General features: G+C 64.8%; 16 protein-coding genes and 1 pseudogene. 7 read left to right on the forward strand and 10 right to left on the reverse strand.

The genetic code is table 11. The features are described 5' to 3' along the window. From ABG80_RS18235 to ABG80_RS18250, 4 genes and pseudogenes are all read left to right on the forward strand, one after another. Positions 1-124: pseudogene (locus ABG80_RS18235) on the forward strand (IS5-like element ISCARN85 family transposase); the annotation flags it as partial. A gap of 44 nt (positions 125-168) precedes the next feature. Next, entirely contained in the window at positions 169-3333 is a 3165-nt protein-coding gene (locus ABG80_RS18240; RefSeq protein ID WP_058089019.1) for a type VI secretion system Vgr family protein, read from the forward strand. Between the two features lie 9 nt (positions 3334-3342). Further along, entirely contained in the window at positions 3343-4992 is a 1650-nt protein-coding gene (locus tag ABG80_RS18245) for an esterase/lipase family protein (protein WP_058089020.1), read from the forward strand. 95 nt (positions 4993-5087) lie between these two features. After that, positions 5088-6116 (forward strand): T6SS immunity protein Tli4 family protein, encoded by a 1029-nt coding sequence (locus ABG80_RS18250; protein WP_152987736.1) that lies wholly within the window; start codon positions 5088-5090, stop codon positions 6114-6116. 78 nt (positions 6117-6194) lie between these two features. Here the strand turns inward: ABG80_RS18250 and ABG80_RS18255 are convergent, their stop codons facing one another. Beyond that, a complete protein-coding gene (locus ABG80_RS18255) occupies positions 6195-7547 on the reverse strand; it encodes a sigma-54-dependent transcriptional regulator (RefSeq protein WP_058089022.1) in 1353 nt (450 codons plus the stop codon). Further along, positions 7544-8182: an ATP-binding protein gene (locus ABG80_RS24100; RefSeq protein ID WP_152987738.1), complete on the reverse strand. Its 639-nt coding sequence runs from the start codon at positions 8180-8182 to the stop codon at positions 7544-7546. Before ABG80_RS24100 ends, ABG80_RS18255 begins: the two co-directional genes overlap by 4 nt. Positions 8183-8619: 437 nt before the next feature. Here ABG80_RS24100 and metK point away from each other — a divergent pair, with 437 nt between their 5' ends. After that, positions 8620-9804, forward strand: coding sequence for a methionine adenosyltransferase (gene metK, locus ABG80_RS18265; protein ID WP_058089023.1), 1185 nt, complete (start codon positions 8620-8622; stop codon positions 9802-9804). Between the two features lie 72 nt (positions 9805-9876). Here the strand turns inward: metK and ABG80_RS18270 are convergent, their stop codons facing one another. The 4 genes from ABG80_RS18270 to ABG80_RS23295 form a co-directional block, all read right to left on the reverse strand. Beyond that, positions 9877-13956 carry an NACHT domain-containing protein gene (locus ABG80_RS18270; RefSeq protein WP_058089024.1) on the reverse strand — a complete coding sequence of 1360 codons (4080 nt, stop codon included), beginning with the start codon at positions 13954-13956 and terminating at the stop codon, positions 9877-9879. A gap of 2 nt (positions 13957-13958) precedes the next feature. Then, positions 13959-15245 carry an ATP-binding protein gene (locus ABG80_RS18275; RefSeq protein ID WP_058089025.1) on the reverse strand — a complete coding sequence of 429 codons (1287 nt, stop codon included), beginning with the start codon at positions 15243-15245 and terminating at the stop codon, positions 13959-13961. Between the two features lie 112 nt (positions 15246-15357). After that, positions 15358-16899, reverse strand: coding sequence for a methyl-accepting chemotaxis protein (locus ABG80_RS23995; RefSeq protein WP_083506257.1), 1542 nt, complete (start codon positions 16897-16899; stop codon positions 15358-15360). 183 nt (positions 16900-17082) lie between these two features. Then, a complete protein-coding gene (locus tag ABG80_RS23295; protein WP_058089026.1) occupies positions 17083-18006 on the reverse strand; it encodes a PEP-CTERM sorting domain-containing protein in 924 nt (307 codons plus the stop codon). 229 nt (positions 18007-18235) lie between these two features. On the opposite strand from ABG80_RS23295, the gene ABG80_RS18290 reads away from it, so the two are divergent. Beyond that, positions 18236-19489, forward strand: coding sequence for an HD-GYP domain-containing protein (locus tag ABG80_RS18290; RefSeq protein WP_058089027.1), 1254 nt, complete (start codon positions 18236-18238; stop codon positions 19487-19489). 29 nt (positions 19490-19518) lie between these two features. Here the strand turns inward: ABG80_RS18290 and ABG80_RS18295 are convergent, their stop codons facing one another. Next, positions 19519-20508: a ribokinase gene (locus ABG80_RS18295; protein ID WP_083506258.1), complete on the reverse strand. Its 990-nt coding sequence runs from the start codon at positions 20506-20508 to the stop codon at positions 19519-19521. Between the two features lie 37 nt (positions 20509-20545). Further along, complete coding sequence (locus ABG80_RS18300; RefSeq protein WP_058089028.1) at positions 20546-21460, reverse strand: hypothetical protein; 915 nt, start codon at positions 21458-21460, stop codon at positions 20546-20548. Positions 21461-21580: 120 nt separating this feature from the next. On the opposite strand from ABG80_RS18300, the gene ABG80_RS18305 reads away from it, so the two are divergent. Next, positions 21581-22357: a GntR family transcriptional regulator gene (locus ABG80_RS18305; protein WP_083506259.1), complete on the forward strand. Its 777-nt coding sequence runs from the start codon at positions 21581-21583 to the stop codon at positions 22355-22357. A 58-nt stretch (positions 22358-22415) separates the two neighbouring features. Here the strand turns inward: ABG80_RS18305 and ABG80_RS18310 are convergent, their stop codons facing one another. Together ABG80_RS18310 and ABG80_RS18315 are read right to left on the reverse strand one after the other, a co-directional pair. Next, positions 22416-24041 carry a peptide chain release factor 3 gene (locus ABG80_RS18310; RefSeq protein ID WP_058089029.1) on the reverse strand — a complete coding sequence of 542 codons (1626 nt, stop codon included), beginning with the start codon at positions 24039-24041 and terminating at the stop codon, positions 22416-22418. 180 nt (positions 24042-24221) lie between these two features. Further along, entirely contained in the window at positions 24222-24950 is a 729-nt protein-coding gene (locus ABG80_RS18315; protein WP_058089030.1) for a PEP-CTERM sorting domain-containing protein, read from the reverse strand. Positions 24951-24978 lie beyond the last annotated feature (28 nt).

Genomic DNA, 24978 nt, shown 5'->3' on the forward strand with positions numbered 1-24978 from the left:
GAGGTTGTTCCGGCGGCTCAAGGGCTACCGCCGAATCTTCTCCCGGTTCGAAAAGCTTGATGCGATGTTTCTCGGCTTTCTCAGCTTCGTGCTCGTGGTCGATGGGCTTCGCAGTTTGTGTTAACAGGCCCTAGACTGCCCCACACCAAACAAACCAAATCAGGGACCATGAATTTGCCAAGCCTGTCGGACCTGGCCGGGCTGCTGTCTGCGTGGGCGCAAGACACCCGGCTGCACGCGCTGGCGGCCACGCATGCCGAGCAGCCCCTGCCCGCTGACTTGATGGTCGAGCGCTTCGAGCTGCACGAAGCCGTCTCCCAGCCCTTCGAGCTGTGCATCCACGTCCTCACGCTTGACACCCACGTTGCCCTCAAAGACCTCTACGCGCGCCCCGTCACGCTGACCACGCGCCTGTCCGATGGCAGCGAGGTCTCACGCACTGGCGTCGTCACCGAAGCGCGCTCGCTGCAGTCCGACGGCGGCTTTGCCCGCAAGGCCCTGCTGCTGCAGCCCTGGATCGCCCTGCTCGAGCACGCCCTGTGCAGCAGGGTGTGGCAGGACGCATCGGTCATCCAGATCGTCGAAGACGTCTTCGCCGACCACCCGCAGCTGGCCGCCTGGCACTGGGACGACGGCGTGGCCGATCACGTGGCCCAAGGGCTGTTTGCCCGCAATGGTGGCCAGCGCTCGTATTGCGTCCAGCACCGCGAGAGCGACCTCGATTTCGTCCAGCGGCTGCTCACAGAAGAAGGCATCGCCTGGCGCGTGGAAGAACACGCCGATGCGCCCATGGGCCACCGCGTCGTCTTCTTCGTGCAAAGCGCCCAGCAGCCCGAAGACCCCACCAGCGTGCACAGCCTGGGTGGGCGGGGCATCCGCTTTCATGGCCACACCAGCCAGGAGGAGCAAGACAGCATCACCGCACTGGCCGCGCGCCGCGAGCTGCGCCCCACCCAACTGGTTCTGCAAGGCTGGGACCACAAGGCCAACCAGGCCATCGTGGCCGAGGTGCCCACCGCCGCCCAGTGGGGCCCTGACGAAGCCCTCACGCTCAACGACTGGCTGCACAGCTACGACCCCACGGGCGACTTCGTGTGCGGCAACCACGCCGAGGCCACCTTCCTGGCCACCTTGCTTCAGCAGGCCCACGAAGCGCGCCACAAGAGCTGGTTTGGGCGAGGCAGCGTGCGCACCTTGCGCGCGGGCACCTGGGCCGGGGTCACGCAGTCCACCGTGGGTTCGATGTCCTTCTCCGGATTTGCAGACCAAGCAGGCGAGCCCCACGAACTTTTCTTCACCCAGGTGCACGCCGTCGGCATCAACAACCTGCCCAAAGACATCCAGGCCCTGATCGACGCCAGCCTGCCGCACCCCAAGGGCCGCTTTGCCCGCCAGCGCTGGCCCATGCTCGAGCGCCCACCCGGCTTTGACCCCGAGGGCACCCCCTCGATCCACCATGAACTCAACACCGAGCCCCTGCACGAACACGCCGAGCGCACCGGCTTTGCCTGCCAGTTCCAGGCCGTTCGCCGCGACGTGCCCTGGCGCCCCGTGCTCATGGACGACACCGGCCTGCGCCCCCGCCCACGCCCGACCGCGCTGGGCCCGCAAACGGCCATCGTGGTGGGCCCCGATGGCAACGAACACCCCAGCGGTGCCCACGAGCTGCACACCGACAAGATGGGCCGCGTGAAGGTGCGCTTTCACTGGCAAAACATCGACTCGCCGCAACGGCGCCCCAGTGACCACAGCTGCTGGCTGCGTGTGGTGCAGCGCCTCTCGGGCCCGGGCATGGGTCACCAGTTCATCCCGCGCATCGGGCAGGAAGTGCTCGTCACCTTCCTGGGCAACGACATCGACCGTCCGGTGGTCATGGCTGCGCTCTACAACGGCCAGGGTGAATCGGGCATCGCGCCCACGCCGGGCGGCATGGCTGCTGAAGCCTCGCTCGATGCCTTGGCGCAGTCCACCGACCACGCGCCATCGTCGCAGGGCAACCTCATCGGCTCAGGTCCCGGCGGTCACAGCCCCGCCTGGCACGGCGCGGCCAGTGCAGCGGCCACGCCCGGCGCGCAAGGCCAGGCCAACGCAGCCGCGCTGAGCGGCATCAAGAGCAAAGAGTTCGGCGGCAGCGGCCACAACCAGCTCGTGTGGGACGACACGCCTGAGCAGCTGCGCACCCAGTTGCACACCACCCAGGCGCAGACCTGGCTGCAGATGGGCCACCTGCTGCACCAGGCCGACAACCACCGGGGCAGCTTCCGGGGCCTGGGCTTTGAGTTGCGATCGGATGCCTGGGGCGGTGTGCGCGCCGCACGGGGCGTGATGCTCAGCACCTTCGGCCTGCGCAATGGCCTGGGTCAGACCGCCGAGCCCGCGGGCGACAACGCAGCCGGCATCGCGCTCGCGCGCCAGATGCAGCAACTGACCGAGACCTTCCACCAAGCCGCCACCACGCACCAGACAGTGGGCGTGGCAACGGCAGCTGGCAGCCGCGCCGCCCGGCAAAGCACGCTCGACGACACCCTCGCACCGGCGGCCGCCCTCACCAAGAGCCTGATGGGCACAGTCAGCACCACGAGCCTGCCCAACGCCATCGCCGACGCGGCAGACAAGGCCACCGGCGCGGCAGCCGACAAGCTGCCCCACATGGCCGATCCCAACATCGCGATGGTGGGCAAGGCCGGCATCGGCATCACCGCAGGCCAGGACTGGCACCTCAGCAGCCAGGACACCACCCAGATCGCCAGCGGGCAAGACAGCCACTGGGCTGTGGGTGGGCAAGTGCGGGTGCAGACCGCGCAAGGCATTGGCGTGCTGGCAGGGGCAATTCAGCCGGGCGCGGAAGCGGCAGGCAAAGGCATCACGCTGATCGCGGCACAAGGGCCGGTCGACCTGCAGGCGCAAGCTGGGCCGGCTCAAGTCGCAGCCAAGCAGACGCTGGAGCTCAAGACCGCCAATGGTGTGGTCAACATCGCTGCGGCCAAGCGCGTGGTGCTGTCGGTAGCAGGCGGCGCGAGCATCACGATCGAGGGCGGACAGTTCACCGCGCAATGCCCGGGCAAGATCACAGTCAGGGCCAGTCAGAAGTCTATGGTGGGGCCGGGGACTTACGCTCATGCGATGAACGCAATGCCCGGGCAGTCCAAATTCGACGAAGACCTGATCCTGGCTTGGCCCTTCGACGGCAAGCCTGTTGTCAACCGCAGGTTTGAAATCCTGCGAGGAGATGGCACCGTGGTGCGAGGCACCACCGATGCAGCCGGCAAGACAGGCTTGCAAAAAAGCGACTTCCCTGAAGGCCTGTCCTTCCGACTGTTGCCCGAGGCTTGAGATCAAGATATGACACAGAGCAGCCCGATCGAGCGCAAGATTGCGCCGCAATACGACGCCCGAGGCAATCCAGTCTGGAAAGCTCAGATGAGCGCGCCTGACAACTCCGTCGCCAAGATGGACATGGTCCCAGATCGCATCATTCCGGTCATCTTTGTGCCCGGTGTCATGGGCAGCAATTTGAAGGGCATTGGGCGTGCAACGGGCACATCGTGGACCTTGAACTCCACCGCGTCGATGCTTCCCTGGCTGAGCCGAGGGCCTGAAGCGCGAAAGACAGCTTTGACTCCATCAACGATGATCGTGGACGATGAAGGCAAGCTACCAAGTGGTACGTCGCAAACGCCCGAAGAGCTCAAACGCCGTGGCTGGGGCGAAGTTGGAGCCATGAGCTACTCAGAGTTTTTGGTTTGGTTGGAAAACGCTTTGAATGACTTCGATCAAGCCAAGGATGGCTTGCGTGCGAGCCTCATTGGCAAGAGCCTGAGCGTGCTGACAGGCGAAGCCGCATTGACGCGTGACGAAGTGGCTTTGAGTTACCGCTACAGGTTTCCGGTGCATGCATGCGGCTACAACTGGTTGGACTCCAATGCAAAGAGCGGGGAGCGACTGGGCAAGCGGATTGACGAGGTGATCGCCCGTTACCGGTCAGAAAAGCGCAAGTGCGAGAAGGTCATCGTCGTCACCCACAGCATGGGGGGATTGGTCGCGCGGCATTGCTCCGAAGTGCTTGGCTACCGCGACAAGATCTTTGGCGTCGTGCATGGTGTGATGCCGGCCATTGGTGCTGCAGCGGTGTACCGGCGCTTCAAGGCGGGCACAGAAGGCCCGGCCGCAGCATCCAAGGTGCTGGGTGAAAATGCCGCTGAAATGACGGCTGTGCTGTCCAGCGCTCCAGGGCCCATGCAACTGCTGCCCACCCCGGAATACGGCAACGGCTGGCTGAAAGTGCGCGATGGTGGCAACGTCGTGAGCCTGCCTCAGCAAGGCGACCCTTACGGTGAGATCTACACAGTACGCGGCAAGTGGTGGAGCATGTGCGAAGACCGCCTGATCAACCCACTCAACAAAGAAGCGGATCCGAAGAAGCGGCAGGCGCAAGTCGATGCGGATTGGACCGGCTACTTGAAGTTGATGAAGAGGGATGTGAAAGGGTTTCACACGGATATCAAGCAGAGATATCACGCCACGACGTTTGCGTTCTTCGGCAAGTCTGACAAACACAAGGCGTACGGAACCGTGAAATGGGACCGAGATACCCGCTTGGACCATGCGCGTGCCCGGGCCAACATGCCTGTGCCGAAGATGCGGGAAATCATGGCTGCAGATGACACGCCATGGCGGGGCTCAGGGGCGACAACGCCCGATTTGCTTGGTAAGAACCGATATCCTGCTTTCGGTGAAGGTGATACTCGGCACACAGAGTCGTTTCGCATCAGCGACCCTGATGAGCCCGGTGACGGCACAGTGCCTCACAGATCAGGCATCGCACCTCAAGCGCACTGTAGATCCATGCAGCAGGTAGAAGTCGAGCACGAGCCCGCATACAAACATGGCAATGGCAAAGACAACGAGCGTGCATGCATGTTTACCTTGCGTGCGATCGTTCAGATAGCACAGTCCGTTCAGAAAACCGAAATGAAGTACAGCGAAAAGTAATGATCAATCGGCGTCTCTTTCTGCGTCAAACCGGTGTGTTGGCCACCATGGCCAGCTTCTGGCCATTGACAGCTTGTTCGCCCAAGGCCCCCAACATGAATCCTGAAGAAGCCGCATACATTGACCGCCTGATGCAACAAGTTGTCCCTCGTGGAGTGGGGCGGTATCTCATCGATTTTCCCGAAGCGCTTGTCATCAATACGGTCACATCTTCGGTGATTGAAGGCGTGACGATTGAGGTCGTTTCGATGAGTAGGGCTGCTTTCGATGCACGATTTGATGCGTACAAGTCGAAGCTCTTGCAAACCAAACTTCCCGGCGCTGGAAATCCCTATCTGCGATCTGCAACAGCACTTCCCAACCAGTTCATCGGCGCGATCTTTGACAGAGCAGAAGACGCAACCAGCAGTGATCGCATGGCGCGCACTCTGGAGGTGTGGGCGTGGCAAAGCCAGTACTTTTTGAGTGCGCGCATCAATGCCGTGGACACCAGCTTCCCCGAAGATGCTGGGGATTCGATTGCGCGGCAACTGAAAACAGACGTTCCTGAAAAACTGGATCACCTGCTCCACGTCTTCAGCCGTGTGCGCGGGCGCAAAGACAATGAGATCCCAACGGATCAAGGCGACTGCATTGCAAACGGCTTCGTGGCAGGTCCGCCCAGCGCTCAGCAAGCCATCAATGTGTCGTATCAACTACAAGGCTCACCCGATCTTTACTTCAACTTCAACCACACGACCGCCGTGCGTGAACGCGACACCCTGCTGGAGCGAACCGCCCAGGTCGAAAGTGAGATGCAGAGCTCAGGCACGCAGACCGTTCGCAAGGGTCAGCGAGACATCAACGGTCTGCCTTATGAAGAGTGGTTGATGCGGGGGCCAACGCCCAATGGTGTGCCTGGGACCATGTTCATGTTGCACGGCAACGAAACGGCGTCAGACCCAGCCAAGCCATTTGTGGAGTTGGGGCTTTTCAACGGCTTTCGCGTCCCTGCGCCAGAGCGCACGCTGGAGGAATCAGCCATGCTCAAAAACCTGGAGAAGGCGTCCTTGACGGAAGCCCTGGCGCTTGGTTTGTGGGACAGGGTCACGGCCACGCTGCGCGTGAGGCCTGGCGCCTTTTGATCGGTGCGGTCGAGCGACCTGTTGCAGGTTCAGGGTTGGCAAGACCCCTTGGAGTCGCTGTTATGCAGCGGCTGAGCCTCACCCCTGCGGCCCCAGTCCCAGCCGCTTGGCCTTGTCGTGCAGCGTGGTCTTGGCCACCTTCAGCGCCTCGGCGGTCTTGGCAATGTTGCCGCCCTGGCGGGCCAACTCGGTGGCGATGAGCTCGCGCTCGAAGTGCTCCACCGCTTCGGCCAGGCTCAGGCCGACCGGTGTGGCGGTGGGCGTGGCGCCTTGTGGGTCGAGGATGGCGTGGCGCACGCCCAGCACCAGGCAGTCGGCCACGTTGCGCAGCTCGCGCACGTTGCCGGGCCAGTCGTGTCGCATCAGGGCTGACAGCTGCGCCGGCGTCAGCTCCGGCGGCGGGCGGTTGAAGCGCTGGGCCGCCGTGGCCGTGAAGTGCGCCATCAGCAGCGGGATGTCTTCGCGGCGCTCGCGCAGCGGCGGCAGGGTGATGGTGACGAAGTTGAGGCGGTAGTACAGGTCGGTGCGGAAGCTGCCTTGCTTGCCGCGCTCGAGCAGGTCGTCCTTGGTGGCGGCGACGATGCGGCAGTCGATGTCGATGGGTGCGTTCGATCCCAGGCGTTCGAGCTTGCGCTCTTGCAGCACGCGCAGCAGCTTGACCTGCATGGCCATGGGCATGGATTCGAGCTCGTCGAGGAAGAGCGTGCCGCCCTGCGCGAACTCGATCTTGCCGATGCGGCGCTTTTGCGCGCCGGTGAAGGCGCCGGCCTCGTGGCCGAAGAGCTCGCTGTCGAGCAGGTTGTCGGGCATGCCGCCGCAGTTCAGCGCCACGTAAGGGCCTTTGCGGCGCGGCGAGGCAGCGTGCAGGGCCTGGGCCACCAGCTCCTTGCCGCAGCCGGTCTCGCCGTGCACCAGCACGTCCACGGGCGAGTCGGCCACATCCAGGATGAGGCGGCGCACCGCCACCATGGCCGGCGACTGGCCGATCAGGCGTGACTCGATGTCGTCACCCTGGTGCAGCTGCTGGCGCAGGCGGGCGATCTCGCGGGTCAGCTGGCGTTTTTCGAGCGCGCGGCGCACCACGTCGACCAGGCGCTCTGAAGCAAAGGGCTTGGTGATGAAGTCGTAGGCGCCAGCGCGCATGCTTTCCACGGCCAGGTCGATGTCGCCGTGGCCGGTGATCATGACCACGGGCAGGTGGGCGTCCTGCTGCTGGCACAGGCGAACCAAGCTCAGGCCATCGGCCTTGGGCAGGCGCATGTCGGTGACCACGGCGCCGATGTGGCCCAGGGCCAGGCGGGTCAGGGCTTCTTCGGCGCTGCCCACGCCTTCGACGGCCTGGTTGGCCAGCTGCATGGCCTGCACGCAGCCCAGGCGCACGTGGGGGTCGTCTTCGACGATGAGGACGGTGTCGGGCTGGGGCGCGGTCATGGCTGGGTGGCGGGCTGGGGGTCGGGCGGTGCGCTGGGGTCGTGCGGGTGGCGCTCGGGCAGCTCCACGGTGAAGCGGGCGCCGCCTTGCGCGACGTTCTCGGCGCGCAGCTCGCCCTGGAACGAGCGGATGATGTCACGCGAAATGGCCAGACCCAGGCCCAGGCCGTGGCCGTGGGGCTTGGTCGTGAAGAAGGGCGCGAACAGGCGCTCTTGCAGCTCGGGTGTCAGGCCCGCGCCGCTGTCGTCGACCATGAGCTGCACGCGCGGGCCGCCGTCGGTGCCGACGACGACGATGTTGGTCGAGAAGTCGACCTGGCGGGCGCGCTCGCTGTTGTTGGTGGTCGAGCCGCACTCGATGTCGACGCTGCCGTTGAGCACCAGCGGGATGCGGTTCTGCGAGGTCACCGGCACCAGCTTGATGGCGATGCCCGGCTTCTTGAGTTCGGCCTTGATGGCCTCGACGGCCTTGAGCATCATCTCGTGCGAGTAGCCCACGACCTGCTGCTTGTCGTCGTAGTACGAGAACGGGATGGAGGACTCGCGGTGACCCAGGCTGATCACGCCGGTGTCGGCGATCTTCTTGAGGGTGGGCGAGGACTGGGCGTGCGCCACGGGGGCCAGCGGGGAGAGCATCAGGCTCAGCAGGAAGCTCGGCAGCAGGGGGCGGATCAGCTTGGCGTTCATGTCTCGGTCCTTGGTGTGGGGTCTCGGGGCGGCCGGGGCCGGGTGCACAACACATCGCAGGGCGCGTGCCAGCGTGAATTTCACAGCTTGCCACCGGCAAGTGCTTGATTTCATTGGGGCTGATGCGGAGCCGGGTGCCAAGTTGTTCGGGATTTCGAACGCCTGCCGGGGCACGGCGTTCGGTCTGCCGGACGCCTGAACACCCGTCACATCTTGGACACACACGGCGATGCTTTCCACTACACTCACGTCCATCGCCGAGTTAACAGGACAACTTGCGGGGCGATCCACAAATGCCGCTAAAGCGTTCGCCGCTGCACAGAGAACCGTCTCGACAGCCCCGGCGACGCCGAGGTTCATGGACACATTTTTCTGGAGCACACACCGTGGCGAACGACTTCCTCTTCACCTCTGAATCCGTCTCTGAAGGCCACCCCGACAAGGTCGCCGACCAGATCTCCGACGCCATCCTCGACGCCATCTTCGAGCAAGACCCGAAGAGCCGCGTGGCCGCCGAAACCCTGTGCAACACGGGCCTGGTCGTGCTGGCCGGTGAGATCACCACCAACGCCCACGTCGACTACATCCAGGTCGCGCGCGACACCATCAAGCGCATCGGCTACGACAACACCGAGTACGGCATCGACTACAAGGGTTGCGCCGTGCTGGTGGCCTACGACAAGCAGTCCAACGACATCGCCCAGGGCGTGGACCACGCCTCCGACGACTACCTCAACATCGGCGCCGGCGACCAGGGCCTGATGTTCGGCTACGCCTGCGACGAAACGCCCGAGCTGATGCCCGCGCCGATCTACTACGCGCACCGCCTGGTCGAGCGCCAGGCCCAGCTGCGCAAGGACGGCCGCCTGCCTTACCTGCGCCCCGACGCCAAGAGCCAGGTCACGATGCGCTACGTCGATGGCAAGCCGCACTCGATCGACACCGTGGTGCTGTCGACCCAGCACAGCCCCGAATGGAGCCTGGGCGACAAGATGAAGCCCGAGTTCAACGAGGCCATCATCGAAGAGATCATCAAGCCGGTGCTGCCCAAGGAGTGGCTGCAAAACACCCGCTACCTGATCAACCCGACCGGTCGCTTCGTGATCGGTGGCCCGCAAGGCGACTGCGGCCTCACGGGCCGCAAGATCATCGTCGACACTTACGGCGGTGCCTGCCCGCACGGCGGTGGCGCCTTCTCGGGCAAGGACCCTTCCAAGGTCGACCGCTCGGCCGCTTACGCCGCGCGCTACCTGGCCAAGAACGTGGTGGCTGCAGGCCTGGCCAAGCAGTGCCAGGTGCAGGTGGCCTACGCCATCGGCGTGGCCCAGCCCATGAACATCACGGTCTACACCGAAGGCACGGGCGTGATCTCTGACGAGAAGCTGTCCAAGATCGTGGCCGAAAGCGGCATCTTCGACCTGCGCCCCAAGGGCATCATCCAGATGCTGGACCTGCTGCGCCCGATCTATTCCAAGACCGCTGCGTATGGCCACTTCGGGCGTGAAGAGCCGGAGTTCACGTGGGAGCGCACGGACAAGGCTGCTGCGCTGCGTGCGGCGGCTGGGCTGTAAGAGATTCGCGCGTCATTCACCTGATGCGCAGCCAAAGCGGGGCCAGGGTGCCCCGCTTTTTCATTCCAGGCCTCAGAGGCTGAGATCAAGCGCCACCACCTTCAGGCGATGCCGATCCGCCTCTGGGATGCGCTCTCGCAGGAGCCGCTCCAGGTCCTCAGCACTCTTTGGCTTGATGCCTTCTGGGCTTTTCTCTGGTGAGTGTCCGAACCACAGCACCAGGTAAATGCCGTGACCTTGGGCGGCAGGATCAGTGACGTATCGGCCTTCTAGCTGGTCTCGCCAGGCCAGCCAAATCTGATCGTGGTTTTCTTTCTTGATTTCGATCGGCACGACCACTCGACGATGGTTGATGACCGCGCTGACACGCAAGTCGGCTCGCGTGTCTTGTTGTGCGCTGGCTTCTTTCTCCAGTTGCACCGACATGTTGATCAGGCGATCTCGCAACAGTGCCATGAGCCGATCTCGGCAGGTGTTCTCGATTTCCGGTGTGCGCTGTTCTAGCGACTTGGCCTTGTTGGTGGCCGAGTAGCGCCAGAAGATCGCCACGCCATTCCACTCTGCGCCACGCAGCTCCTTGCCCAACTGACGCAGGTGGTCCACCGTCAACGCGGCCAGATCTGCGACGTTCGCAGGAGCTCTGCTGTACAAGGTCTGGACCACCAATGCGGCTGATGCGTGCCTGAACCCGGCTTCTCGCGCGGCGCGTGTGTGGGCCGCCAAAGCTGCGTCCAGTATGTGGCGCCATCGCATCGTGTGGGCATTGGCACGCAAGCCGCGAAGCGCCTTACCCGCTGCAGTTTCAGTGGATTCCGCCAGCCGCGTGATCATGCTGTGTACCAATTCGCGGCGGTGGTCCGCTTCGCCAATCCAATGTGGGCCGTCTGGTCGATCTGGCTCGGCATGGGGCGCTAACTGCTCAATGAAGCTTGCCCAAAAAGGTGGCGGCAACTCCAGTTGGTGTGGCAATCGCGCGCCGATGCTGCTCAATGCATTCGCCATCTGAACCGCGCGTGTTTGACTGCTGCCCACGAACTTGATCAACGCCATTGCGATGGGTTCGGGGTCAAGGCTGAGCCCCGCCACCAGCCATGAAATCCGTTGTGGCGCATCCAGGCTTCTGAGCTTCAGCCTGGTTTGAATGATGTCGAGAAGCGCATGCTTGTCCACATGCCGGATGGCTGCTGGCAAAAGGGACTGGTTCAGGTGGCTCAACTGCGCCTGATTGGCTTTTGCAGGAAAGGTCTCCAGGATGGCTGGCACGCACCGTTTTGCGAGCTCTGCCGAGCCCTCGTCGCTGCTCAAGGCCCACAAACCTGTGATCGAGCCTTCTGCCCGCTGACGCAGCATGCCTTGCACATATTGAGTGAACACCTGGGAGACCAATTCGACGCGGGACCGCACGATGGATGAATACCAGGTGGGCACATTGCCTGTGCCATCTGTCAGCCACATGGCCACCAAGCGTTCAATCAGTTCATCCGGCCAGCCTTTGGTGGCTTCTGGGTCTTCGCGGGCAATCAGCTCTGAACCGATGAGGCACGCTGAATCAAGGGGGTGCATCCGCAGTTCACGGCCAGCTTGAAGGATGGCGGTCGCTTCCGGAAGATCGGTCCTGTTGAGCACCTTCTTCATGCCTTCAAGCGCCACGGGCAACAACGCCGCGTCACCAAGGTAATCGCACAGCCGGTCTTCCGGTGTTGAGCCATGGATGTCGGTGTACCGACCGAGGTAAGACATCGCCATCTGGTGGTAGAGGCCTGGGGGCGCAGTGCCTGCAGCCATGGCTTCCAGGTGTGGCGTGATGCGTTCCCGGCGCTTCACTTGTTGAAGCATCTCCTTGGTGCGCCATTCCTCTTGATTCCGCCAATACTCGCCTTGAGCTGCATCGATGGGCCAGCTCCAGATGGCCTCCCGCCAAGCGTCTGTCGCTGGCCACTTTGGGCGCTGAGCCTCACACCAATCTTCCACGTCTCGCATCGTGATGTCTGAATCGACGGAGGGGTTGATGGCCTGGTGCGCGGCTTGTTCAACACACCATTTGGCGATGGCTTCTGAAGAGGTTTGAGAGGCCAGCGTCAGCAGCCACCGGTGCCAGTCTCTCGGAAGCCGTGCGCCATGAAGCAACTGGCTGGCTTCCCAGAAGTGGGGTGGGGTGGACGTGGGCAAGGCCAGCGTCAGCACCGACTTCTGAACCTGCGGGTGTGCGCTCAACCAGTCCCGGATTCCCTGGCCTTCGTCGCCCTTGAGAGACCAGAACCCGTGCTCGTCCACGCAAGCCGTGAGCCAGCGGAGAACCCGAGGCGCGTCGATCGGCTCGGCCAAGCTGTTCAAAGCTGCGTCAATGATCTTGCCCATCACCCTCGGCATCTCGAAGTGGCTTCGGAACGAGTCGATGTCCGGTGACAGGTCTGCCAAGCCATCCGCCAGGATGGGAAGTGCAACAGTGGGTGTTCGGGGGATCAGCTCACGACGCCAGAAGCCCGAGTAGCTGCCATGAAAGTACGCCGCTTTCGGTGGCCTGAAGTGCTGCATCACTTCGCTCGGCGCGATGTGATCGGGGTACAGCGCCTCCAGCAGCGCTCCCGCCAGTTGGTCTTGCGGATCGTCGATGACGCCCTGGCGAACGTCACACAGCCATGTCAACGCGGTCTGCATGTCCAGCGACAGCAACCGCGCTTGAGCCAGCCACGCGACTGCTGATTTGGTGCGGGTGTAGGGTGTGTGGCTGTGGTCACGCACAACCCGATCCAGCGCAGGCAGGAGATCGGGCAGCGGTTGACCGTGTGCGATGGCGTCAAACACGCAATGCAGCATCGACTGATGCGCTTCGGACCTGTCTGGGTTCTCGAAGAACCCTTGGTACGTCTGCTGCATGTCTGCGGTGCCGAGGCCGCCGAAAGGGTGATCGGCCCAATCGCCGTTGCGGAACCAGGCGAACTGTTTCGCCTCGCCCTCCAAGCCCTGCAGGAGTTGGATCTTCTCGTTGATGCTGAAGTGACTCACATCCCCGTAAAGCACCACGCCCAGCGGGTCATGAGCGATGAAGGTCTGCCGGTGTTCGTGGCTGTGCACCGCCAGCCACGCATGCAGGCCCCGCAAGGAAGGGGCAACGCCGCCGTCCTCTGCACACATCAAAGCCATGACGCGGGCGACGGGCAAGGAGTGCTCGCGCATGCGCTGGGCGATTTCCCTGGCCCCAAGGTACTCGGCGATGCTGCGGTGCGCAGCTTGGATTCGATCGCCATCGGTTTTGAACAGCTTGGTTGCCAGGGCTGCCCGCAGGTCTTTCGTCGGGATGTCCAAGGGCAAGGCGTTCAAAGCCAGTTCGTTGATCCCATCTGCCACACCGTCCGACCATGCCTCTGCGCCGCTCAGCAGTTGAACGGCGCAAAGCATGCCCGCGCGGCTCAACAGTTCAGACGTGTTGGGTGCGATGTCTCGCTTTGTCATTCGGTGAACGAGGTTGTCTTCCGATGCAAGCTTCTCGCAGGCCGCGGCGAACGTCTGTGCTCTGGTTGCAGGCAGTTGACCGCTTGACCCAGCCGATGTGATCATCAGACGAAGGAACAGTGGGTTGCCCATCACAGGCAACAAACCTTGTTGATGGGCTTGATGCCAGAAGCGATCCACCGCATCTGCTTGCACCAGCGCGTCTTCCAGAATCTGGCGGATCTCTTGCTCGTTCAATGGTTCGAGGCGGAGCACGACAACGTCGCTCTCGTCTGCCAGCAGTTTGATGGCACCGTGATCCAGCGCTTCAATCCAGTCCGCTTCGCGACAGCTCAAGCGAAAGGGGGGCGACCCCATTTCGATCAATTTGGTGCAGATTTCGTCCAGCGGGCGATTGCGATGTCCACCCACATTGCTGGCTCTGGCTTCGTCCAGCCCGTCGATGTACAGAGCTTGCCCTTCGGCCAAGGTGGGTGCCCGCCAGCCGGGACGCATCATGAGGTGCGCCTCAACGAAGGGGGACTGGTTGTGCGCTGCGGCTTCTGCCTTCATCGCTTCCGTCTTGCCGGTGCCAGGGGGGGCCAGCAAGACATAAGCGCGCGTGGAGCGCCAATTTGAAAGGGGCAGTTTGGCCGAGCGGCCCTGGCCTTCGCGAGCGGTCGCGTGGCGCGGGATGCGGATCTCGCCTGTCTGCGCCATGGTCAACCCACCCAATGTGCGGCTCCGTACCGCAAGAACTCGCCCAGGGGAAGGCTCTCGCTGCCCACCACCCAGCGCTTGCAACCTGGAAAGCGTTGAATGAACTCGTCGAGCCCAGCGTGTCGGGCACCTGCGCCAACGTTTCCGCTTTTCACCTCCACCGCTGCGAGGCGACCTCTGTGCTCGATCACGAAGTCCACCTCCAGGCCGCCCTCTCGCCAGTAGTGGACGCGTGTGTCGGTGTCGGCTGAGTTGATCAAATGGGCCCCCACCGCACTTTCGACAAGACGACCCCAGTGGCTTTTGTCTGCCATGGCCTCGGCAAAGCTGTGCTGTCCTTTGGCGCTCATCAGGGCGTTGTTCAGGACCTGGAACTTTGGCGGTGACTGACGTTTGCGCAGCACCTGTGCGGCGTGTTTGTGCAAACCGGACATCAACCCGGCGTGGGCGAGAAGCTCCAGGTACCGGGCCAGGGTGGTCACGTTTCCAGCGTCGTTGAGCTGACCCAGGGTCTTGTCCAGAGACACGATCTGGCCCGAGAAGGAGCAGCCGACTTCAAAGAGCTGCTTGAGCAACGCGGGCTTGTCCACCCTTGTCATCATGAGGACGTCGCGTTCGATGTTGGGCTCGATCAGGCTGCGCAGCACATAGTTGCGCCAGCGCCCTTCATCCTGGATGTAGCTTGCACTGCCTGGGTAGGCACCGAAGAACACGAACTGGTCAAGCGTGAAGTCGAACGCGCTGTTCATCTCCTCGAACGACCAATGCGTGATGGGGATGACCTCATAGCGGCCAGCCAGGCTCTCTGACAGCCCCTTTTGCATCAACAACGGAGACGATCCCAGCAAGAGCACTTGCATCGGGTGTCCAGTCGCGATTTGCCGATCCCACAGGCCTTTGATGTGATCCGACCACCGGGGGATTTTCTGGATCTCGTCGATGACCAAAACGAAAGGTAGGCGAGATGCTCGCCCGGGTTCTGACTCGCGCCAAGCTTTCGCGGCGCGTTCGGCTTTGGCCCATTGATCAATCAGCCAATTGGCATCGAAGCTTGCTGCTTGGCTGCGCATCAGCGTGGGCGAATCCCAGTCATCTGCCTCGCTCAAACCTGCTTTCTCTGATGCATCCGCAGCGACCACCTTGACCGAGTCGCTCGGGCGGGTTGCTCTGAACTGATGAACCAGGGTGGTCTTGCCAACCTGACGCGGCCCGGCCAAGATCTGCATCCGTTTGGGTTGCTCGTTCAACCTGGCGACGATGACTTGAAGCAGGGGGCGCTGGTAGTCCATGAGTTTATTGAGTAAATTTACTCAATAATGTATCCGAGCCGCCAATCTGACGCCAGCACCCAACAAAAAGCCCCGCACTGCGGGGCTTTTGCTTTGCAGCGCCGGACCTCGGTCAGGACGTCTGAAACACGTTCACCGCCCCCGACAGCCTTTGGGCCTGATCGCGCATGCTCTGCGAGGCCGCGGCCGATTCTTCCACCAGCGCCGCGTTCTGCTGCGTCATCTGGTCGAGGTGGTTCACCGCCAGCGACACCTGGCGGATGCCGTCGCTCTGCTCCGAGGTCGAGGCGCGGATGTCGCCCATCATGTGCGTCACGCGCTGCACGGCCTGCAGGATCTCCTCCATCGCCTGGCCGGCGTCGCCCACCAGTCGGGCCCCCGATTCAACGCGGTCGCTCGAAGCGGCGATCAGTGACTTGATCTCGCGCGCGGCGTTGGCCGAGCGCTGCGCCAGCGTGCGCACCTCGCCGGCCACCACCGCGAAGCCCCGACCCTGCTCGCCCGCGCGCGCAGCTTCCACCGCCGCGTTCAGCGCCAGGATGTTGGTCTGAAACGCGATGCCGTCGATCACGCCGATGATGTCGTTGATCTTGCGCGAACTGTCGGCGATCTCCTGCATGGTCGATACCACCTGGCCAACCACCTGGCTGCCGCGCTGGGCGGCGCCGCTGGCCGAGGTGGCCAGCTGGTTGGCCTCGTCGGCCGCTTGGGCCGACTGCGTCACCGTGCTGGTGAGTTGCTCCATCGACGAGGCCGTCTCCTGCAGGCTCGAAGCCGTCTGCTCGGTGCGGTTGGACAGGTCCTGGTTGCCGCTGGCGATCTCACCCGATGCCGTGTAGATGGCGTCGGTGCTTTCGCGCACGCTGCGCACCAGCGTGCCCAGCGAGCGGGCCATGCCGTCCAGCGCCCGCATGAGTTCGCTGATCTCGTCCTTGCCTTGCACGTCGACCTTGACGGTCAGGTCGCCCTGGGCGATGCGCGAGGCCGCGTCGATGGCGTCCTGCAAGGGGCGGCGGATCGAGCGGATGAGCTGCCAGGCGCCGATGGCGGTGGCCACGAGCACGCCCAGCACCATGGTGGCGGCGGTGGCGGTGATGTTGCGCCGCCCGGCCGCGATCTCGGCGCGGATGCCGGCGGCGTCGGCCTCCTGCAAAGTGCGAAAAGCCTTGAGCGCGTCGCCGTACTGCTGCGTCAGCGGCAGGAACTCTTCGATGACACGCTGGCGCGCGGCGTCGATCTGACCGCCGTCGCGCTGAGCCTGAATCTCTTTGTTGAGCTTGAGCACGCGGTCGCGCAGCGACTGGATCTCGGCCAGCTGGGCCTCGTCGGCCGCCGTCAGGGGCAGGCCCTTGATGTGCTCGAGCATTTTGGTGATCTCGGCGATGTTCTGCGTGTTGCCTTTGGAGAAGGTCTGCCCGACGAAGGGGTCGCTGCTGAGCGTGCCAGCCACGACCCGGGTGATGGTGATTTTGCTGAGCTCGGCCCACTCCGAGGCGTATCGCAGCTTCTCGTCGCTCAAGCGCAGCGCGGCTTCGGCGGCCTGTTGTTGCGAGACGGAACGCCAGGCGGCGATGCCGACGATGGCCGTCATGGCGACGATCAGGGCAGCGACGGCTGCCCACAGTTTGGCGGAGATGCTCAGGTGGCGAAACACGGCGGCAAACCTTTGAACGCTTCCCGGACGAAGAGGCCGAGGGCCTGCTCCGGGGTCAGGCACACGGGCAGGCGGGGCCTGCGTCACCTCGTGTCTTCGGCGTTTGCTCGTGGGACTGAAGCGGGCTTGTCCATGAAAAAGGCCCACCGAAGTGGGCCTGATGTGAATGGGACAAGGTGCGCCTCAGCGCTGGCGACGCCGTGACATGGCGCCCAGCAGCAGCAAGCCGCCCAGCGTCAGGCCCCAGGTGCCGGGTTCGGGCACCGGTGACTGGAATGTCTGGGCCTGCACCCAGGTGGTGGCGATGAAACCGAAGCGCTTGAACTCGTCGGTGTCGTTGACAAAGGTCAGGCTGATTTCCTTCGACTGGTGCAGCTCTGAGGGCAGGCCTGCTTCGAAGGTCTTGTTCAGGCCGAAGGAGTCGTACAGGCCCTCGACGCGGTCGAAGGCATCGAACAGCCCGTTGTCCAGCTCGGGGTTGAAGAACTCGGGGAACAGATCGCTGCTGATCAGCACCGACATGGCCTCGACGGACAGGCCGCAATCCTGGCAATTGCCTTCGCCCAGGCGCACCAGCCCGACCTTGGCCAGGCCGGTGAGCGTGAACTGGCTGTGCGGCGCCAGGATCACGGTGTTCTGGATGGGCTCGGGGGGCGTGTCGCTGTCGAGGTCGATGTTGACGGCGGCGGCAGCGGCCTCGGCGTAGTAGCCCTGGCCGACCTGGGTCAGCCGCACGTTGGCCGCCAGGTGGTTGCCTTCGACGAAAGCCACGGCGCTGGTGTTGTCAGGCAGCAGGAAGTCGGTTTGAGCCCGCGTGCCAAAAGGGTTGGCCGGGCCGAAGCTGCCCGAGTGCTGGGTCTCGTAGCCCACCTGGTCGCCGCTGACGAGGTTGTCGATCACGGCCACGCCGCCCAGGAAGGCGTGGGTGCCGATGTCGCTGAAGCCGACGCTGGCGGCCATGCCATCGTCGGGCCGCAGGTCGGTGAGGGTGTACTGGATGTTCGTCAGTGACGACTCCATCGAGTACGACAGGCCCTGTGCCTGGGCGGCGCCGATGCCGGTGGACAGGGCGAGCGCGGCAAGCGCCACGCGGTGGAAGCTGAACATGTGATCCCCCTTTGTGTTGAGTCTGCGTACTTTTTCATGAATCGCGCCGAGCTGCAATGGCCCGTGGAGGCGTCTCGCCAGAGAACGGGTCCCACGCACGGGCGGATGGGCGACTCTCCTGCACCGAATCGGGAATTCCTGTCTGGAGCGCCGATTTTTCCCGCGATCGATCCGGACCATGCCGGCCAGAATGGGTCCTCCAAACGGTCTGTCCTCCACGCCGATCACCATGCTCAGGAAAATCTCCCCTGCCCAGCTCAGACTTGGCATGTTCGTGCACGAAGTGCCGGGCTCCTGGCTGTCGCACCCGTTCTGGCGGGGGGCGTTCAAAGTGGTGGAGGACAAGCAGCTGGCCCAGTTGCGCGAGGCCGTGGCCTACGTCGTGATCGACACGGCCAAGGGCCTGGACATCGAGGAGGCGCAGCCCGCCGAGCCAGTCGCCGAGGCGCCCCCTGAGCGCGGGGCCCCGCCACCGGTGGCCCCTGCCGAGGGGGGGCCAGAGCAGGGCGCGAAGCCGACCGCAGGGCAGCCCGCCGCAGGTTTCCAGGACGAGGTCCGGCGCGCATCGAAGATCGTCGCCCAGGCCCGCCCGGCGATGAAGAACCTGTTTCGCGACGTCCGCCTGGGCAAGGCGATCGACACCGAGCACTGCCTGCCGCTGGTCTCCGACATCGCCGACTCGGTCGAGCGCAACCCGGCCGCCATCGTCAGCCTGGCGCGCTTGAAGACCAGCGACGATTACACCTTCATGCATTCGGTGGCCGTGTGTGCCCTGATGGTGGCCCTGGGCAAGCAGCTCGGGCTGGGCGAGGCCGATTGCCGCGAAGCCGGGCTCGCCGGCCTGGTGCACGACCTGGGCAAGGCGTTGATGCCGCTGGAGGTGCTCAACAAGCCTGGCGCGCTCACGTCCGAAGAGTTCGCGATCATGAAGTCCCACCCCGAAGCGGGACACCGCATGCTGCTGGAAGGCAAGGGCGTGGGCCCTGTGCCGCTCGATGTCTGCCTGCATCACCACGAGAAGGTCAACGGCAAGGGCTACCCGCATGGGCTGCAGGGCGACGAGATCAGCCTGTTCGCCAAGATGGGGGCGGTCTGCGACGTCTACGACGCCATCACCTCCAACCGGCCGTACAAGGCGGGCTGGGACCCGGCTGAATCCATCACCAAGATGGCGCAATGGGCCAAGGAGGGGCACTTCGACGAGAAGGTCTTCCAGGCCTTCGTCAAGAGCGTGGGCATCTACCCGGTGGGCTCGCTGGTCAAGCTCAAGTCAGGGCGGCTGGCCATCGTCGTGGAGCAGGGCAGCAGCTCTTTGCTCAAGCCGGTGGTCAAGGTGTTTTATTCGACCCGGGCCAACGAGCCCCTGGTGCCCGAGGTGCTGGACCTGGGCCGCGTGAGCGACGAGATCGTCTCGCGTGAGGCCCCGTCCACCTGGGGCTTCAAGAACCTCGACGATTTCTGGCTGCCGCAGGGCGCGGCCTGAGCCACCTGCCCAACCGCCCGCTCGTTCGTTCAAGGGCCTGCCGCCGCCATCCACGCCTTCAGCTCGTCGCCTGTTGGCAAGGCGCCAAGCACCCCTTGCCGAGACGCCACCCAGGCGCCAGCCGACATGGCCAGGTGCAGCGCTGGTGAGGCATCCAGCCCCGCTGCCAGCGCCTGGCACCAGGCCGCTGCGAAGGCGTCGCCGCAGCCCGTGGTGTCCACCGCCTGCACGAGGCGTGCGGGGTGATGCCGCGGTGCGTCCACGTCGGCGCCGGCCGGCCAGAGCCAGCAACCCGCCTCACCCAGCGTGATCAGGAGCTGAACGCCGGTGTGCGCCTGGCGCCAGGCCCGCACCGACTCGAATTCGTCGGGGCTCGGGCCCTCTCCCGAGTCCCGAGCACTCGTTGGCCCGCTTGCATCCGCCTGCGCGCCCCAAAGCGCTCGTGCCTCGTGCTCATTGAGCAGCAGCGTGTCGACCTGCTGCAGCACCTCGCTGGCGATCGGGCGCCAGGGCGAGGGGTTGAGCACCGTCTTGGCGCCGGCTTGCCGTGCCAGCCGGAAGGCCTCGGCGATGACCTCGTCGGGCGCCTCGAACTGAGCGTAGGCCACGGCCGATGCCGCGATGTCACTGGCGGCTGCCCGCGCGTGCTCGCGCCCGAGCAGGTGGTTGGCGCCAGGGTGCACGGCGATGATGTTGTCGCCAGCCTGGTCGATCAGGCCGACGCCGTGGCCGCTGGGGCCGGCAAAGCGGTGCACGTGGGCGTCGCTCAGGCCTTCCTGGCGCAGCCGGCCAAGCAGGGCCTGGGCGGCCATGTCATCGCCCACGCCGAGCAGCAGGTGCACGGGCGCACCCAGGCGCCGCAGGCCCACCGCCACGTTCAGCCCCTTGCCGCCAGGCTCCATCAGGAAGCCGTCGGCGTGCACGTGCTCGCCGCGCGCGGGCAGGCGAGGCGTGAACCAGCAGCAGGCCATCACGAAGCTGCCGATGACGAAGACGGGCCGGGGCGAAGGGTCTGACATGTCGGGGCGCAGAACAGGTGCCCCAGTCTAGGTGGCTTCAGTCCAGGTGCGGCAGCCGCCCACGCCAGGCGGCCAGCGCGTAGAGCATGCCCATCACGAACAGGATGGCGGTGGTCGGCTCGGGCACCACGCTGACGGCGTAGTCGTGGCCACTCACGCTCACGGTGTTGGCGCCTGCCACGTTCGGCGTCAGGTTGAAGCGGGCGGTGCTCATGTAGTCGGCCCAGGCGTCGCTGGTGCCGTTGCGAACGCCCGCTTGCGATCCGGCGAACAGCGTGCCGCGCACGCGCACCAGCTCACCCACCACGGCTTCGAAGGTCTGGCTGAACACGCCGTCGCCCTGCGACATCTGCCAGTCGATCGTGCGCACGCGGGGAACCGGTGAGAGCCACGCCGGCCCCATGGACGCCGCAAAGCCCACGCTCAGTGCCCCGGGGGCGGCAGGCAGCGGGGTCACACCGCTGGTGCCGTCGATGGTCAGCGAGAAGGTGTAGGTGATGGGTGTGCCTGCGGCCAGCCCGGGCGCGGTGACCTCGATGAAGTCCTCGAAGGAGGTCGAGAAGATGGCGTCCACGAAGCCGCTGTCGGCGTCGAAGGCCTTTTCATAGTGGGTGCTCAGTTTCCCCTTGAGCACGCCCATGGAAGCCTCGATCTGGGCGTGGGCGCGCGCGCCGTTGCTCAGCAAGGTGTCCGAGCTTTGCCTGAGCACGGGTTGGCTGACCAGGTTGGCGCCTTCGATGCTGGTTTGCTTCGAATCGACCGGGGCCTCGACCGGGTTGGTGGCGTGGCGGATCCCGTCGGTGTAGGTGCTCGCGTTCAGGTAGGCCGGGTTGGGCAGGAAGGGCGCGGCCAGGCTCAGGCCCGGGGCGGCGAGTGCCGCAGCCAGGATCAGGCCCAGGGCCGGGCGCAACGGTGCGACGGGGCTGGTTTGGGTGGTGGGGCAGACGGCCATGGGCCTCCCTGATTGGTTTGATTTCATGATGCCATTATGGAGTCCAAAAAGATACCAAACTATCGAACATGTCGATGCAAGGGGCCACCCCTAGAATCAATGCATGCCTTGTGATCTGCCATGAGCCCTGTCTTGCCATCCTCGGTGCCGCCTGGCGGCTGGTCTGGCCTGGTGCAGCTGGATGCTGGTCGTGCGCAGCCGGTTTACCTGCAGCTGGTCGATGCGCTCACGCAGCTGATGAGCACGGGGGTGCTCGCCGAAGGCCAGCACCTGCCGGCCGAGCGCGTGCTGGCGGCCGAGTTGGGCGTCAGCCGGACCACGGTCAAGCGCGCCTACGACCACCTGCGCGAGGCGCAGAACCTGAGCACGCACGGGCGGGGCGGCACGGTGGTGCGCCACACGCCCAGGGTGGCGCCGGAGCTGGCGCGCCTGAAGGGCTTTTCCAGGGAGATGGAGGAGCTGGGCATGGTGCCGAGCACGCAGGTGCTGTCGCGCCGCATCGTGCTCGATCGCACCATGGCTTCGGTGTTCAAGCGCCCCTCGACCGCGCAGTTCCTGCAGATCACGCGGGTGCGCCTGGCCGACGCTTGTCCGATGTCACGCGAAGTGGCGTGGTACGACCTCACGGCCGCGCCCGAGCTGGCCGATTGGGACGGGCAGGGCTCGGCTTATGGCCTGCTCAAGGCCGCCAGCGGCATCGAGCTCGAGCGCGCCGACCAGAGTGTGGAGGCGGTGATGAGCGACGCCGAGGAGACCCGCGTCTTCGGCTTCGAGCGGCCAGGACCTTGCTTGCTGCTCAAGCGGCACACCTACGCCAGCACGGGGCAGCTGGTCGAGTACGTGGAAGGCACTTTCCGGGGTGATGCTTACGCTTACCGGCACGCGATGAAGCCCTGAGCCCGGTGAGCCCGGGCCCCAGCGAGGCAGGCGCACCGCGTGCCGCTCGCCAGCCGGTTCACTGGCTGGACAGGCTCAGGCCCGCGTGCTCGCGCAACGGGTGGAAGTGAACCAGCGGATGCCGCTCGGACGTCAGGCGCAGGTCATACGCCGAAGTCATCATGTAGGCCAGCGTGTCGGCCGCATCGAGCGCCAGCTTGGAGGCGTTCTCGTCGGTGAACTTTTTGAGCGCCTCGGGCGTGTCGGCCGTGATCCAGCGTGCGCCGGTGAAGCGGCAGGGCATCAGGCGGATGTCCACGCTGTACTCGGCTTTGAGGCGGTGCTGCACGACTTCGAACTGCAGCTGGCCGACGGCGCCCAGCAGCATCGAGCCGCCGACTTCGGGGCGGAAGACCTGGATGGCACCTTCTTCGCCCAATTGCAGCAAACCAGCCTGCAACTGCTTCGATTTCATCGGGTTGGCCAACTCCACCGTCTGGAACAGCTCGGGCGCGAAGAAGGGCAGGCCGGTGTACTGCAGGTTGATGCCGTCGGTGATGGTGTCGCCCAGCTGCACGCCACCGTGGGTGGTGAAGCCGATGATGTCGCCGGCGAAGGCCTCGTCAACGGCCTCGCGGCGCTGCGACAGGAAGGTCACCACCGAGGTCGGGCGCAGCTCCTTGCCGTTGCGCTGCACCTTGAGTTTCATGCCCGGCGTGTACTTGCCAGAGCACACGCGCACGAAGGCGATGCGGTCGCGGTGCGACGGGTCCATGTTGGCCTGCACCTTGAAGACCACGCCGGAGAAGTTCTCCATCTCGGGCAGGATCTTTTTCTTGCTGCCGTCCTTTTCGGTGCTGAAGCGGGGCCGGGGCGAGGGCGCCAGGTCCACCAGGGCGTCGAGCACCTCCTGCACACCGAAGTTGTTGACGGCCGAGCCGAAGAACACGGGCGTCTGCTTGGCGGCCAGGAACAGCTCCAGGTCGAACGCGGGCGCGGCCTCGGCCATCAATTCCATGTTCTGCTCGGCCAGCTCCCACTCGTGGCCGAAGCGCTCGGCCAGCTTGTCGCGCTCGTCCAGCGAGACGACCTCGTCGTCTTCACCGCGCTTGTCGGCGCCGGCGTCGAACAGGCGCATCGACTTCGAGCGCAGGTTGACGATGCCGCCGAACAGCTTGCCCTGGCCCACCGGCCAGGTCATGGGCACGCAGGGCATGCCCAGCTCTTGCTCGACTTCATCGAGCAGCTCGAGCGGGTCGCGGCCTTCGCGGTCCATCTTGTTGACGAAGGTGATGATGGGCGTGTCGCGCTGGCGGCAGACCTCGATCAGGCGCTTGGTCTGCGCTTCCACGCCGTTGGCCGCGTCGATCACCATCAGGGCCGAGTCCACCGCGGTCAGCACGCGGTAGGTGTCTTCAGAGAAGTCCTTGTGGCCGGGGGTGTCGAGCAGGTTGACCACGTGCTCGCGGTAGAGCATCTGCATGACCGACGAGGCCACCGAGATGCCGCGCTGCTTTTCGATCTCCATCCAGTCGGAGGTGGCGTGGCGCGAGGCCTTGCGGCCCTTGACGGCTCCGGCGATGTGGATGGCACCCGAGAACAGCAGCAGCTTTTCCGTCAGCGTCGTTTTACCGGCGTCCGGGTGGGAAATGATCGCGAAGGTGCGGCGGCGCCCGGTTTCGGGGGCAAAAGGCGAGGTGGACACGGCAAAGGCTCCGGGCCGAGGAAAACCCGCGATGCTAGCCGATGAGGGGGCCGCGCGCCAGTTGGTGAGGGGCCCGTGCACGCCAAGAGGCGAGGCGTTGGCGGGGGCAGACCTCGCCCCGGCGGCGCCCGAACCAGCCAGCCCTGGGGACGCCAGGGCTGTTGTTGGTACTGGATGCGCTCAAGCGGCGCGGCGGCGGCGGGCCAGGAAGCCGATGGCGGCCAGGCCTGCCAGGGCGGCGGCGGCGCTGGTGGGCTCGGGCACAGGCAGGGCCGTGCCGGACACGCTGACCATGTCGAAGCGCCAGGTGCCCGAACCGGCGAAGGTCTTGCTGGCATCGGAGGCCAGGTAGCCCGAGGTGCCCGGTGCGAAGGTGGCCACCACGCGGAAGGCCAGGTTGGCGTTGTCATCGGCGCCGGCCACGTTGGACAGGTCGATGGTGCGGGCGTTGAACCAGGTGTCGCCCAGGCCGCTGTCGAACACGGCGTAGTCGATGAAGTTCACACCGTCCAGCGAGTACTGGGCCAGCTCGTAGCGCGAGCTGGTGTTGCTGTGGCGCAGGTCGTAGCTGAAGACCACGTCTTCGAAGCCGACCGAGCTGGCCTTGACTTCGATGCCACGGCTGTTGTTGCCGGCGCCTTGGCTGCCGTAGGTCGTGGTCTGCAGGCCGGAGTTGTCGCTGGCGGCCGGGTCGGACGAGCCGACGCCACTGTTGAAGCTGGGGGTGGTGACGCCACCGATCAGGCTCAGGCTGCCGGCGCCGACGGAGGGCAGGGCGCTGCCGGTGCCGGTGGCGCCATCGGGCGTGATGGAGTTGAACGACCATTGGGTGATGACCTCGGCGTGGGCGAGCTGGGCGGCACCCACGGTCAGGGCGAGGGTGATGGCGGACAGGGCGAAGGACTTCATGGAAACTCCAGTAAAGGCGTGCTGAAGC

It is taken from the genome of Aquabacterium parvum, from assembly GCF_001447195.1.
GTDB classification, from domain to species: domain Bacteria; phylum Pseudomonadota; class Gammaproteobacteria; order Burkholderiales; family Burkholderiaceae_C; genus Aquabacterium; species Aquabacterium parvum.

What these genes read in the sequence shown, in the direction of transcription:
- ABG80_RS18240 (WP_058089019.1), top strand. Translation starts at nt 169, where the DNA reads ATGAATTTGCCAAGCCTGTCGGACCTGGCCGGGCTGCTGTCTGCGTGG.
- ABG80_RS18245 (WP_058089020.1), top strand. Translation starts at nt 3,343, where the DNA reads ATGACACAGAGCAGCCCGATCGAGCGCAAGATTGCGCCGCAATACGAC.
- ABG80_RS18250 (WP_152987736.1), top strand. Translation starts at nt 5,088, where the DNA reads ATGAATCCTGAAGAAGCCGCATACATTGACCGCCTGATGCAACAAGTT.
- ABG80_RS18255 (WP_058089022.1), bottom strand. Translation starts at nt 7,547, where the DNA reads ATGACCGCGCCCCAGCCCGACACCGTCCTCATCGTCGAAGACGACCCC.
- ABG80_RS24100 (WP_152987738.1), bottom strand. Translation starts at nt 8,182, where the DNA reads ATGCTCTCCCCGCTGGCCCCCGTGGCGCACGCCCAGTCCTCGCCCACC.
- ABG80_RS18270 (WP_058089024.1), bottom strand. Translation starts at nt 13,956, where the DNA reads ATGGCGCAGACAGGCGAGATCCGCATCCCGCGCCACGCGACCGCTCGC.
- ABG80_RS18275 (WP_058089025.1), bottom strand. Translation starts at nt 15,245, where the DNA reads ATGGACTACCAGCGCCCCCTGCTTCAAGTCATCGTCGCCAGGTTGAAC.
- ABG80_RS23295 (WP_058089026.1), bottom strand. Translation starts at nt 18,006, where the DNA reads ATGTTCAGCTTCCACCGCGTGGCGCTTGCCGCGCTCGCCCTGTCCACC.
- ABG80_RS18290 (WP_058089027.1), top strand. Translation starts at nt 18,236, where the DNA reads ATGCTCAGGAAAATCTCCCCTGCCCAGCTCAGACTTGGCATGTTCGTG.
- ABG80_RS18295 (WP_083506258.1), bottom strand. Translation starts at nt 20,508, where the DNA reads ATGTCAGACCCTTCGCCCCGGCCCGTCTTCGTCATCGGCAGCTTCGTG.
- ABG80_RS18300 (WP_058089028.1), bottom strand. Translation starts at nt 21,460, where the DNA reads ATGGCCGTCTGCCCCACCACCCAAACCAGCCCCGTCGCACCGTTGCGC.
- ABG80_RS18305 (WP_083506259.1), top strand. Translation starts at nt 21,581, where the DNA reads ATGAGCCCTGTCTTGCCATCCTCGGTGCCGCCTGGCGGCTGGTCTGGC.
- ABG80_RS18315 (WP_058089030.1), bottom strand. Translation starts at nt 24,950, where the DNA reads ATGAAGTCCTTCGCCCTGTCCGCCATCACCCTCGCCCTGACCGTGGGT.